The sequence below is a fragment of the Escherichia sp. E1V33 genome, from assembly GCF_004211955.1.
Lineage (GTDB): Bacteria > Pseudomonadota > Gammaproteobacteria > Enterobacterales > Enterobacteriaceae > Escherichia.
Map to the genome: position 1 here is coordinate 41,876 of NZ_RHJI01000022.1, position 12,484 is coordinate 54,359.

Here is a 12,484-nt window from a genome sequence, read left to right on the forward strand (position 1 = left end):
GTTACCGTCATTATCATCCGTGGTCCATCCTAACATCCTTGTTGGAGCGATGTCAGTGTTGTGGTGAAACGTTGACGTTAATGCAAAACGTAAAGTGAATCCTGACAGGCGCTTCAAGCCGTCGTAATAAGGAATTTACAGAGAATAAACGGTGCTACACTTGTATGTAGCGCATCTTTCTTTACGGTCAATCAGCAAGGTGTTAAATTGATCACGTTTTAGACCATTTTTTCGTCGTGAAACTAAAAAAACCAGGCGCGGAAAGTGGTAACAGTTACCTTTGACATACGAAATATCCCGAATGCCGCGTGTTTCCGTTGATGTTGCCGGAATCACAGACATGACGGGTAGCAAATCAGGCGATACGTCTTGTACCTCTATATTGAGACTCTGAAACAGAGACTGGATGCCATAAATCAATTGCGCGTGGATCGCGCGCTTGCTGCCATGGGGCCTGCATTCCAACAGGTTTACAGTCTGCTGCCGACATTGTTGCACTATCACCATCCGCTAATGCCGGGTTACCTTGATGGTAACGTTCCCAAAGGCATTTGCCTTTACACGCCTGATGAAACCCAACGCCACTACCTGAACGAACTTGAACTGTATCGTGGAATGTCAGTACAGGACCCGCCAAAAGGCGAGCTTCCTATTACTGGCGTATACACCATGGGCAGTACTTCATCCGTAGGGCAAAGTTGTTCCTCTGACCTGGATATATGGGTCTGTCATCAATCCTGGCTCGATAGCGAAGAGCGCCAATTACTACAACGTAAATGCAGCCTGCTGGAAAGCTGGGCCGCCTCGCTGGGTGTGGAAGTTAGCTTCTTCCTGATTGATGAAAACCGTTTTCGCCACAACGAGAGTGGCAGTCTGGGGGGCGAAGATTGTGGCTCCACCCAGCATATACTGCTGCTTGATGAATTTTATCGTACCGCCGTGCGTCTCGCCGGTAAGCGTATTCTGTGGAATATGGTGCCGTGCGACGAAGAAGAGCATTACGACGACTATGTGATGACGCTTTACGCGCAGGGCGTGCTCACCCCTAATGAATGGCTGGATCTCGGTGGCTTAAGCTCGCTTTCCGCTGAAGAGTACTTTGGTGCCAGCCTTTGGCAGCTCTACAAGAGTATCGATTCTCCATACAAAGCGGTGCTGAAGACACTGCTGCTGGAAGCCTATTCCTGGGAATACCCGAACCCACGCCTGCTGGCGAAAGATATCAAACAGCGTTTGCACGACGGCGAGATTGTGTCGTTTGGCCTCGATCCTTACTGCATGATGCTGGAGCGTGTTACTGAATACCTGACGGCGATTGAAGATTTCACCCGTCTGGATTTAGTACGCCGCTGCTTCTATTTAAAAGTGTGCGAAAAACTCAGCCGTGAACGCGCCTGCGTTGGCTGGCGCCGTGAAGTGTTAAGCCAGTTAGTGAAAGAGTGGGAATGGGATGATGCTCGTCTGGCAATGCTCGATAACCGCGCCAACTGGAAGATTGATCAGGTACGTGAGGCGCATAACGAGCTGCTCGACGCGATGATGCAGAGCTACCGTAATCTGATCCGCTTTGCGCGCCGCAATAACCTTAGCGTCTCCGCCAGCCCGCAGGATATCGGTGTGCTGACGCGTAAACTGTACGCCGCGTTTGAAGCATTACCGGGTAAAGTGACGCTGGTGAACCCGCAGATTTCACCTGATCTCTCGGAACCGAATTTGACCTTTATTTATGTACCGCCGGGCCGTGCTAACCGTTCAGGTTGGTATCTGTATAACCGCGCGCCAAATATTGAGTCAATCATTAGCCATCAGCCGCTGGAATATAACCGTTACCTGAATAAACTGGTGGCGTGGGCATGGTTTAACGGCCTGCTGACCTCACGCACCCGTTTGTACATTAAAGGCAACGGCGTTGTCGACTTGCCGAAGTTGCAGGAAATGGTCGCTGATGTCTCGCACCATTTCCCATTGCGCCTGCCCGCACCGACGCCTAAGGCGCTCTACAGCCCTTGTGAGATCCGCCATTTGGCGATTATCGTTAACCTGGAATATGACCCGACGGCAGCCTTCCGCAATCAGGTGGTGCATTTTGATTTCCGTAAGCTGGACGTTTTCAGCTTTGGCGAGAATCAAAATTGTCTGGTAGGTAGCGTTGACCTGCTGTACCGCAACTCGTGGAACGAAGTGCGTACGCTGCACTTCAACGGCGAGCAATCGATGATCGAAGCCCTGAAAACTATTCTCGGCAAAATGCACCAGGACGCCGCACCGCCAGATAGCGTAGAAGTGTTCTGCTACAGCCAGCATCTGCGCGGCTTAATTCGTACTCGCGTGCAGCAACTGGTTTCTGAGTGCATTGAACTACGTCTCTCCAGCACCCGTCAGGAAACCGGGCGCTTCAAGGCACTGCGCGTTTCTGGTCAAACCTGGGGCTTGTTCTTCGAACGCCTGAATGTATCGGTACAGAAACTGGAGAACGCCATCGAGTTTTATGGCGCTATTTCGCATAACAAACTGCACGGCCTGTCAGTGCAGGTTGAAACCAATCACGTCAAATTACCGGCGGTGGTGGACGGCTTTGCCAGCGAAGGGATCATCCAGTTCTTCTTCGAAGAAACGCAAGACGAGAATGGCTTTAATATCTACATTCTCGACGAGAGTAACCGCGTTGAGGTGTATCACCACTGCGAAGGCAGCAAAGAGGAGTTGGTGCGTGACGTCAGCCGCTTCTACTCGTCATCGCACGATCGTTTCACCTACGGCTCAAGCTTCATCAACTTCAACCTGCCGCAGTTCTATCAAATTGTGAAGGTCGATGGTCGCGAACAGGTCATTCCGTTCCGCACCAAATCTATCGGTAACATGCCGCCTGCCAATCAGGACAACGATACGCCGCTGTTACAGCAGTATTTTTCGTGATGCGTGTGCCGGAAAGCGAGGCTTATCCGGCATGCAATTTTAACGGAAGCTCACCGCTTCTCCCGCCTGCTGCGTTGCCGCCTGCTCCAGCAAATCCCAGAAGGTTTCACCACTGCGATCGCAAACCCACTCATCGCCTTTCAGGTCAAAATGGTAGCCGCCCTGTTTGGTTGCCAGCCATACCTGGTGCAGCGGTTCCTGGCGGTTGATAATGATTTTGCTGCCGTTTTCAAAGGTAATGGTCAATACGCCGCCGTTAATTTCGCAGTCGATATCGCTATCGCCATCCCAGTCGTCCAGACGCTCTTCAATGGTTAGCCACAGTTGGTCTGCCAGGCGATGAAATTCACTGTCGTTCATTGTTGTATCCTGTTTTTAAGTGATGGCGGCAGTATAGCGGCATGGGGTCAGGGCTTCAAAGTTTGCCCATCTGCGGCTGCGTTCCGGCATGATTCAGCCGTCACCGGAATAATAATGTCTCTGTGTAGCGAAAGATTTGTCTCTTCAGTTGGGCGCAGGTACACCACGCCTTTCCCCTGTTTCTGGTAAACATTATGATCAGGTTCACCGAGCGAGCATCCCCACGCTGACGGAACTAAAAAAGACAACACACAAACCACATTGCGATAGTGCATAAAGCCATCCTGGCGCGAGGTGCCGATCACGAAACTACCAGCAAAACATAAATCCCCGCGTGTAAGCGTTATACTCGCAGCAATTCCTCACTTTTCAGACTTCATAAAGAGTCGCTAAATGCTTGCTTTTACGCCTTCTCCTGCGATGATAGAAAGCAGAAAGCGATGAACTTTACAGGCAATCCATAATGAAAAACGTGTTTAAGGCACTTACTGTATTACTTACTCTCTTCAGCCTGACGGGCTGCGGTCTGAAAGGTCCGCTCTATTTTCCGCCCGCAGATAAAAATGCGCCGCCGCCGACCAAACCGGTAGAGAATCAAACACAATCCACGTTGCCGGATAAAAACGACCGCGCCAAAGGCGATGGCCCATCCCAGGTGAATTACTAAAAGTCAGTTTCTGTACCCGCGTGATTGGAGTAAATGATGCAGTTCTCGAAAATGCATGGCCTTGGCAACGATTTTATGGTCGTCGACGCGGTAACGCAGAATGTCTTTTTTTCACCGGAGCTGATTCGTCGCCTGGCGGATCGGCATCTGGGAGTGGGGTTTGACCAGTTGCTGGTGGTAGAGCCACCTTACGATCCCGAACTGGACTTCCACTACCGCATTTTTAATGCCGATGGTAGTGAAGTGGCGCAGTGCGGTAACGGCGCACGCTGCTTTGCCCGTTTTGTGCGCCTTAAAGGGCTGACCAATAAGCGTGATATCCGCGTCAGCACCGCCAATGGCCGGATGGTGTTGACCGTCACCGATGACGATCTGGTGCGGGTCAATATGGGTGAACCTAACTTTGAACCTTCCGCCGTGCCGTTTCGCGCTAACAAAGCAGAAAAGACCTATATTATGCGCGCCGCCGAGCAGACAATCTTATGCGGCGTGGTGTCGATGGGAAATCCGCACTGCGTGATTCAGGTTGATGATGTCGATACCGCAGCGGTAGAAACGCTTGGCCCTGTTCTGGAAAGCCACGAACGTTTCCCGGAGCGCGCCAATATCGGTTTCATGCAGGTGGTTAAGCGCGAGCATATTCGTTTACGCGTTTATGAGCGTGGGGCAGGAGAAACTCAGGCCTGCGGCAGCGGCGCGTGTGCGGCGGTAGCGGTAGGTATTCAGCAAGGTTTGCTGGCCGAAGAAGTCCGCGTGGAACTTCCCGGCGGTCGCCTTGATATCGCCTGGAAAGGTCCGGGTCACCCGTTATATATGACGGGGCCGGCAGTGCATGTTTACGACGGGTTTATTCATCTATGAAGCAACCAGGGGAAGAACTACAGGAAACACTCACGGAGCTTGATGACCGGGCGGTTGTCGATTATCTGATTAAAAATCCTGAGTTTTTTATCCGCAATGCGCACGCAGTAGAAGCGATACGTGTGCCGCATCCGGTACGTGGTACTGTTTCGCTGGTCGAGTGGCATCTTGCCCGCGCGCGTAACCATATTCATGTTCTGGAAGAGAACATGTCGCTGCTGATGGAACAGGCTATCGCCAACGAAGGCCTGTTTTATCGCTTACTCTACTTGCAGCGTAGTCTCACCGCCGCCAGCAGTCTCGACGATATGCTGATGCGTTTTCACCGCTGGGCGCGTGATTTAGGGCTGGCGGGCGCGAGTGTGCGCCTGTTTCCGGATCGTTGGCGCTTAGGTGCGCCGTCGAACCACACTCATCTGGCATTAAACCGTCAGGCTTTCGAACCACTGCGTATTCAGCGTCTGGGCCAGGAGCAGCATTATCTGGGGCCGCTTAACGGGCCGGAGTTGCTGGTGGTGCTACCGGAAGCGAAAGCGGTGGGATCGGTGGCGATGTCGATGCTGGGAAGCGATGCTGATTTAGGCGTGGTGCTGTTCACCAGCCGCGATGCCAATCACTATCAACAAGGACAGGGAACGCAGTTACTTGATGAAATTGCGCTGATGTTGCCGGAGCTTCTGGAGCGTTGGATTGAACGCGTATGACCGATTTACACACCGATGTAGAACGCTACCTACGTTATCTGAGCGTGGAGCGGCAGCTTAGTCCGATAACCCTGCTTAACTACCAGCGCCAGCTTGAGGCGATCATCAATTTTGCCAGCGAAAATGGCCTGCAAAGCTGGCAGCAATGTGATGTGACGATGGTGCGCAATTTCGCTGTACGCAGTCGCCGTAAAGGGCTGGGCGCGGCAAGCCTCGCATTACGCCTCTCTGCGCTACGTAGCTTTTTTGACTGGCTGGTCAGCCAGAACGAGCTCAAAGCTAACCCGGCAAAAGGTGTTTCGGCACCGAAAGCGCCGCGTCATCTGCCGAAAAATATCGACGTCGATGATATGAATCGCCTGTTGGATATTGATATCAACGATCCCCTCGCCGTGCGCGACCGTGCGATGCTGGAAGTAATGTACGGCGCGGGCCTGCGTCTTTCCGAGCTGGTGGGGCTGGACATCAAACACCTCGACCTGGAGTCTGGCGAAGTGTGGGTGATGGGGAAAGGCAGCAAAGAGCGCCGCCTGCCGATTGGTCGTAACGCCGTGGCGTGGATTGAGCACTGGCTTGATTTGCGCGATCTGTTTGGCAGCGAAGACGATGCACTTTTCCTGTCGAAACTGGGCAAGCGTATCTCCGCGCGTAATGTACAGAAACGCTTTGCCGAATGGGGCATAAAACAAGGGCTGAATAATCACGTTCACCCGCATAAATTACGTCACTCGTTCGCTACGCATATGCTGGAGTCGAGCGGCGATCTTCGTGGTGTGCAGGAGCTGCTGGGTCATGCCAACCTCTCCACCACGCAAATCTATACTCATCTTGATTTTCAACACCTTGCCTCGGTGTACGATGCGGCGCATCCACGCGCCAAACGGGGGAAATAATGCGTTTTTACCGGCCTTTGGGGCGCATCTCGGCGCTCACCTTTGACCTGGATGATACCCTTTACGATAACCGTCCGGTGATTTTGCGCACCGAGCGGGAGGCGCTGACTTTTGTGCAAAATTATCATCCGGCGCTGCGCAGCTTCCAGAATGAAGATCTGCAACGTCTGCGCCAGGCGGTACGGGAAGCGGAACCCGAGATTTATCACGACGTGACGCGCTGGCGTTTTCGCTCAATAGAACAAGCGATGCTCGACGCCGGGCTGAGCGCGGAAGAAGCCAGTGCAGGCGCACACGCAGCAATGATCAACTTTGCTAAATGGCGCAGCCGGATCGACGTACCGCAGCAAACCCACGACACCTTAAAGCAACTGGCGAAGAAATGGCCGCTGGTGGCGATCACCAACGGTAACGCCCAGCCGGAACTGTTCGGCCTGGGGGATTATTTTGAGTTTGTGCTACGCGCTGGCCCGCACGGGCGCTCGAAACCGTTCAGCGATATGTACTTCCTGGCGGCGGAAAAACTCAACGTGCCGATCGGTGAGATCCTGCATGTAGGTGACGATCTCACCACCGACGTGTGCGGGGCAATTCGCAGCGGAATGCAGGCCTGTTGGATCAGACCGGAAAATGGCGATCTGATGCAAACCTGGGACAGCCGTTTACTCCCGCATCTGGAAATTTCCCGGTTGGCATCTCTGACCTCGCTGATATAATCAGCAAATCTGTATATATACCCAGCTTTTTGGCGGAGGGCGTTGCGCTTCTCCGCCCAACCTATTTTTACGCGGCGGTGCCAATGGACGTTTCTTACCTGCTCGATAGCCTTAATGACAAACAGCGCGAAGCGGTGGCCGCGCCACGCAGCAACCTTCTGGTGCTGGCGGGCGCGGGCAGTGGTAAGACGCGCGTACTGGTGCATCGTATCGCCTGGCTGATGAGCGTGGAAAACTGCTCGCCATACTCGATTATGGCGGTGACGTTTACCAACAAAGCGGCGGCGGAGATGCGTCATCGTATCGGGCAACTGATGGGCACCAGCCAGGGCGGCATGTGGGTCGGCACCTTCCACGGGCTGGCGCACCGTTTGCTGCGTGCGCACCATATGGACGCCAACCTGCCGCAGGATTTCCAGATCCTCGACAGCGAAGACCAGCTACGCCTGCTTAAGCGTCTGATCAAAGCCATGAACCTCGACGAGAAGCAGTGGCCGCCGCGCCAGGCGATGTGGTACATCAACAGCCAGAAAGATGAAGGGCTGCGTCCGCATCATATTCAAAGCTACGGTAACCCGGTGGAGCAGACCTGGCAGAAGGTTTATCAGGCGTATCAGGAAGCGTGCGATCGTGCGGGTCTGGTGGACTTCGCGGAGCTACTGCTACGCGCCCACGAACTGTGGCTTAACAAGCCGCATATCCTGCAACACTACCGCGAACGTTTTACCAATATCCTGGTGGACGAATTCCAGGATACCAACAACATTCAGTACGCGTGGATCCGTCTGCTGGCGGGCGACACCGGCAAAGTGATGATTGTCGGTGATGACGACCAGTCAATCTACGGCTGGCGCGGGGCGCAGGTCGAGAATATTCAGCGTTTCCTCAATGATTTCCCCGGCGCTGAAACTATCCGTCTGGAGCAGAACTACCGCTCTACCAGTAACATCCTGAGCGCCGCGAACGCCCTGATTGAAAACAATAACGGGCGTCTGGGTAAAAAACTGTGGACCGATGGCGCGGACGGTGAGCCTATTTCCCTCTATTGCGCTTTTAACGAACTCGACGAAGCGCGTTTTGTGGTTAACCGTATCAAAACCTGGCAGGACAACGGCGGGGCGCTTGCCGAGTGCGCCATTCTCTACCGCAGCAACGCCCAGTCGCGTGTACTGGAAGAGGCCTTATTACAGGCAAGTATGCCGTACCGTATTTACGGCGGGATGCGCTTCTTCGAACGCCAGGAAATCAAAGATGCGCTGTCGTATCTGCGCCTGATTGCCAACCGTAACGACGACGCGGCCTTTGAGCGTGTGGTGAATACACCAACGCGGGGTATTGGTGACCGGACGCTGGACGTGGTACGTCAGACATCGCGCGATCGCCAGTTAACGCTGTGGCAGGCATGTCGTGAACTGTTGCAGGAAAAAGCGCTCGCCGGACGTGCAGCCAGCGCCTTGCAGCGGTTTATGGAACTGATCGATGCCTTAGCGCAAGAAACTGCCGATATGCCGCTGCATGTACAGACCGACCGGGTAATTAAAGACTCCGGCCTGCGCACCATGTACGAGCAGGAGAAGGGCGAAAAAGGCCAGACGCGTATCGAAAACTTAGAGGAACTGGTGACGGCAACGCGCCAGTTCAGCTACAACGAAGAAGACGAAGATTTGATGCCGCTGCAGGCGTTCCTCTCCCACGCGGCGCTGGAAGCGGGCGAAGGGCAGGCGGATACCTGGCAGGACGCGGTGCAGTTGATGACGCTACACTCGGCGAAAGGTCTGGAGTTTCCGCAGGTGTTTATTGTCGGTATGGAAGAGGGCATGTTCCCAAGCCAGATGTCGCTGGATGAAGGCGGGCGTCTGGAAGAAGAACGCCGTCTGGCCTACGTTGGCGTAACCCGCGCGATGCAGAAACTGACGTTGACCTACGCGGAAACTCGCCGTCTGTATGGCAAAGAGGTTTACCATCGCCCGTCGCGCTTTATCGGCGAGTTGCCGGAAGAGTGTGTGGAAGAGGTGCGCCTGCGCGCTACGGTAAGCCGCCCGGTCAGCCATCAGCGTATGGGTACACCGATGGCTGAGAACGACAGTGGTTACAAACTCGGCCAGCGCGTGCGCCACGCCAAGTTTGGCGAAGGCACTATCGTCAATATGGAAGGCAGCGGCGAACATAGCCGTTTGCAGGTGGCGTTCCAGGGCCAGGGTATTAAATGGCTGGTGGCGGCTTACGCCCGGCTGGAGACAGTATAACGTTGCCGGATGTGGTGCTGCGCACCTTATTCGGCCTACAAAATCATGCAGATTCAACAAATTGCAACGTCATGTAGGCCGGATAAGGCGTTTACGCCGCATCCGGCATCAGCACCCTATTCAGTATCTGACACTCTAACTTTTCTGTTCGACGGTAATCATGGTGACGAAGGAATAACGTTGCCAGGGAATCGCTCCGCCTTTCACATACATATGTGAAATCGTGCCATCAAGGTAAAGGAGCTGCTCGACGTCCAGTTTCGCTTTGGCATAGCAGGCAAAATCATAAAAGTTGGTCGCTTGCTGGCTAAGTAAAAACACGGCGTTCCCTTGCTTATTAATCCCAACACCGTTACGAATTTTGCGCGAGGCGACGTTGGGATGAATACGCGGATTAATGACGCCGTTTTCCATCAACATTGGCCCTGACTGCACCGCAAACTGAATCTCTTTACTGGTTTTAAAGGCATCCAGACGAACGATGCCGACTTTATCTCCCGCGACATAAAACACGCCGCCAGGACGGATAAAGAAATTCCCTTCACCTGAAGCGAGATTTAACGCCACCTTCTGCTGACCGTTTTCGATGTACAAACCGAGCGGCGCATAGCTTTCATCATAGATTCCGCCGTTCATCGCCATCTGCACCTGACCCTGACTATTCATATCCGCCAGCAGCGCATGTAACGTTTCCCACGCTTCGCCATTGGCCTTTTGCCAGTACATTTTCACCCGTTCGGTTTGAGGATTAACGGTATACGACTGCACGGTCAGCGTCGGATCAGAGAGTGTGCAGTCATCAGCAGCAACAGCAAATAAGGGGAGTAAGACGAGGGCGGGTAAAATCCGTTTGAGATTCAAGGTGATCATTCCTTTACCAATGAGTAGCCGATGCGCCATTATAGGTCCTGGATGTGTGATTTTTTTATCCTGTTAACGACCTTGACGAGTACCAAAAAGCGCGAAGTTCAACTATTGTTCTGTGGTGTTCCGTTGCGTGTTGACGGCAAAATTTTGCTGGCGTAACATGCGCGCACGATCACTCTAAGAGGACATTCGCCTTGGACACACCCAGTAGATACTGGCTCACTATCCTGTCATCCAGGATCAACTCCTAAGGCTATCCCTTTTTGCTGATAGCCTTAGCGGTTGTCAGCGACCTCAATTTTTCCCGTCGCGCTGAGTCAGGCTGTTTAATGGTCTGAAACCCAATTTGTTTCTGTGTGCCCACCGAACTGTCCGATATTTTAAGCATTGGGAGTCCCGGTCATGCTGAGCGCATTTCAACTGGAAAATAACCGACTGACCCGGCTGGAAGTCGAAGAGTCACAACCCCTCGTAGATGCAGTATGGATTGATCTTGTCGAACCGGATGACGACGAGCGACTGCGCGTACAATCTGAACTTGGCCAGAGCCTGGCAACCCGCCCGGAACTGGAAGACATCGAAGCATCGGCGCGTTTCTTTGAAGACGATGATGGCCTGCATATTCACTCCTTCTTCTTCTTTGAAGATGCGGAAGATCACGCCGGTAACTCCACTGTGGCATTTACCATCCGTGATGGTCGCTTGTTTACCCTGCGTGAGCGCGAGCTGCCTGCATTCCGTTTGTATCGTATGCGCGCCCGTAGCCAGTCGATGGTAGACGGTAACGCCTACGAGTTACTGCTGGATCTGTTCGAAACCAAAATCGAACAGTTGGCGGATGAAATTGAAAATATCTACAGCGACCTGGAGGAGTTAAGCCGGGTAATTATGGAAGGGCATCAGGGCGATGAGTACGACGAAGCGCTCTCTACGCTGGCGGAACTGGAAGATATCGGCTGGAAAGTTCGCCTGTGTCTGATGGATACCCAGCGCGCGCTCAATTTCCTGGTACGCAAAGCGCGTTTACCGGGCGGGCAACTGGAGCAGGCGCGTGAAATCCTGCGAGATATCGAATCCCTGCTGCCGCATAACGAATCCCTGTTCCAGAAGGTGAACTTCCTGATGCAGGCGGCGATGGGTTTTATCAACATCGAGCAGAACCGCATCATCAAAATCTTCTCGGTAGTATCCGTGGTGTTCCTGCCGCCGACTCTGGTCGCTTCCAGCTACGGGATGAACTTTGAGTTTATGCCAGAACTGAAGTGGAGCTTCGGCTACCCTGGAGCGATTATCTTTATGATCCTCGCGGGCCTGGCACCGTATTTGTACTTTAAGCGGAAGAACTGGCTGTAAAAAACAAGAGCGGTGGTTTAGCCTGGCTAAGCCACCTGTTATTCAAAGGCTCCAGGTATTTAACCCTTTTACCTCTTTCTCATAAAACCATTTGTTCGTGTTAACAGCAACATAGGCTACTACGGCAATTCCCAGAATGTTAACGCCAATTAATGCACCAACAAATAGAGATAGAATGCCAAGTAAAAGAACTATAATTGCTTTTTTCCATAAACCCAGAACAAATAAATAGATCCAGGAGCAGAAGAAAGCAATGAAATTCATTTGAATAGTTAATCGTTGTCTTACTTTTAATGCTTTAAATGCTGCTTTATATTCTGGTGTGGCCCCCCAGAATCCAGGAAAGCCATGTTGATCATAAAAATTAAATCGGTATTTCCATTTTTCACTTAATGAACCATCGTTCATATATTCCTTACTCATAAATACTCCATAACTATTGTTTTGATGAATCAGTAGGTGCAAGCATTAGCATACTGAAAGTGGAGAAATAACAAATCAAAAAAATCATCGAACCATTGCCTGAACAGGCAAAATCTTCGGCTATCATTGTGATGATAGAGATGATATATACTGCTAATGTACCAAAAACATAAGTTTTTATATACATGAAACCACTATCACGGAGTCGTTGGCAATTCATGTTAATGACGAGATAATGGAGTACGATGGTAGAGACTATAACAAGAAAACCTGCTTCCCCATCGTTAAAAAAGATAATAAGAAAGGCAAAAATGAAATTTATTAAAATAAATGAAAATATATAACGACGTCTGGAAAACTTACCGTTAGATGTTGGGATAAATATGTGTAACATGAATTTTACATCCTTGTATGAGTCTCCTGTCAGCATGGCAATATGCCCACTCTCATGCAAGAGTCGGCATATTTTTTCAGAATA

The 12,484-nt window shown here is 52.1% G+C and carries 13 protein-coding genes and 1 pseudogene; 9 read left to right on the forward strand and 5 right to left on the reverse strand.

What is annotated here, in order from left to right; translation table 11 throughout:
• Nucleotides 1–369: 369 nt before the first annotated feature.
• Complete coding sequence (gene cyaA, locus D9742_RS19810) at nt 370–2,916, forward strand: class I adenylate cyclase (RefSeq protein ID WP_112826877.1); 2,547 nt, start codon at nt 370–372, stop codon at nt 2,914–2,916.
• Nucleotides 2,917–2,955: 39 nt separating this feature from the next.
• On the opposite strand, the gene cyaY is transcribed toward cyaA, so the two are convergent.
• Complete coding sequence (cyaY, locus tag D9742_RS19815) at nt 2,956–3,276, reverse strand: iron donor protein CyaY (RefSeq protein ID WP_130237981.1); 321 nt, start codon at nt 3,274–3,276, stop codon at nt 2,956–2,958.
• A 125-nt stretch (nt 3,277–3,401) separates the two neighbouring features.
• Nucleotides 3,402–3,581: pseudogene (locus D9742_RS19820) on the reverse strand (DKNYY family protein); the annotation flags it as partial.
• A 158-nt stretch (nt 3,582–3,739) separates the two neighbouring features.
• Here D9742_RS19820 and D9742_RS19825 point away from each other — a divergent pair.
• The 6 genes from D9742_RS19825 (at nt 3,740) to uvrD (ending at nt 9,363) form a co-directional block, all read left to right on the forward strand.
• The gene (locus D9742_RS19825) at nt 3,740–3,943 is read left to right on the forward strand and encodes a lipoprotein (protein ID WP_112826878.1); all 204 of its coding nucleotides are present in this window, start codon (nt 3,740–3,742) and stop codon (nt 3,941–3,943) included.
• A gap of 36 nt (nt 3,944–3,979) precedes the next feature.
• On the forward strand, nt 3,980–4,804 hold the full coding sequence (gene dapF / locus D9742_RS19830) for a diaminopimelate epimerase (protein ID WP_001160654.1): 825 nt from the start codon (nt 3,980–3,982) through the stop codon (nt 4,802–4,804).
• Nucleotides 4,801–5,508 carry a DUF484 domain-containing protein gene (locus D9742_RS19835; RefSeq protein WP_033870662.1) on the forward strand — a complete coding sequence of 236 codons (708 nt, stop codon included), beginning with the start codon at nt 4,801–4,803 and terminating at the stop codon, nt 5,506–5,508. Before dapF ends, D9742_RS19835 begins: the two co-directional genes overlap by 4 nt.
• Nucleotides 5,505–6,401, forward strand: coding sequence for a tyrosine recombinase XerC (gene xerC, locus D9742_RS19840; protein WP_000130691.1), 897 nt, complete (start codon nt 5,505–5,507; stop codon nt 6,399–6,401). Before D9742_RS19835 ends, xerC begins: the two co-directional genes overlap by 4 nt.
• Nucleotides 6,401–7,117: a 5-amino-6-(5-phospho-D-ribitylamino)uracil phosphatase YigB gene (yigB, locus tag D9742_RS19845; RefSeq protein ID WP_130237983.1), complete on the forward strand. Its 717-nt coding sequence runs from the start codon at nt 6,401–6,403 to the stop codon at nt 7,115–7,117. Before xerC ends, yigB begins: the two co-directional genes overlap by 1 nt.
• 83 nt (nt 7,118–7,200) lie before the next feature.
• Nucleotides 7,201–9,363: a DNA helicase II gene (uvrD, locus tag D9742_RS19850; RefSeq protein WP_021530148.1), complete on the forward strand. Its 2,163-nt coding sequence runs from the start codon at nt 7,201–7,203 to the stop codon at nt 9,361–9,363.
• 135 nt (nt 9,364–9,498) lie between these two features.
• Here uvrD and D9742_RS19855 read toward each other — a convergent pair whose 3' ends face one another.
• Entirely contained in the window at nt 9,499–10,263 is a 765-nt protein-coding gene (locus D9742_RS19855) for a phosphodiester glycosidase family protein (RefSeq protein WP_130237984.1), read from the reverse strand.
• A 161-nt stretch (nt 10,264–10,424) separates the two neighbouring features.
• On the opposite strand from D9742_RS19855, the gene ysgD reads away from it, so the two are divergent.
• Together ysgD and corA are read left to right on the forward strand one after the other, a co-directional pair.
• Nucleotides 10,425–10,481: a protein YsgD gene (gene ysgD / locus D9742_RS23540; RefSeq protein WP_211180520.1), complete on the forward strand. Its 57-nt coding sequence runs from the start codon at nt 10,425–10,427 to the stop codon at nt 10,479–10,481.
• A gap of 151 nt (nt 10,482–10,632) precedes the next feature.
• Nucleotides 10,633–11,583, forward strand: a complete 951-nt coding sequence (gene corA / locus D9742_RS19860) for a magnesium/cobalt transporter CorA (RefSeq protein WP_130237985.1) — start codon at nt 10,633–10,635, stop codon at nt 11,581–11,583.
• A 42-nt stretch (nt 11,584–11,625) separates the two neighbouring features.
• Here the strand turns inward: corA and D9742_RS19865 are convergent, their stop codons facing one another.
• Both D9742_RS19865 and yigG read right to left on the reverse strand, forming a co-directional pair.
• On the reverse strand, nt 11,626–12,006 hold the full coding sequence (locus tag D9742_RS19865) for a DUF2628 domain-containing protein (protein ID WP_130237986.1): 381 nt from the start codon (nt 12,004–12,006) through the stop codon (nt 11,626–11,628).
• Between the two features lie 13 nt (nt 12,007–12,019).
• A complete protein-coding gene (yigG, locus tag D9742_RS19870) occupies nt 12,020–12,400 on the reverse strand; it encodes a protein YigG (RefSeq protein WP_276319728.1) in 381 nt (126 codons plus the stop codon).
• Nucleotides 12,401–12,484 lie beyond the last annotated feature (84 nt).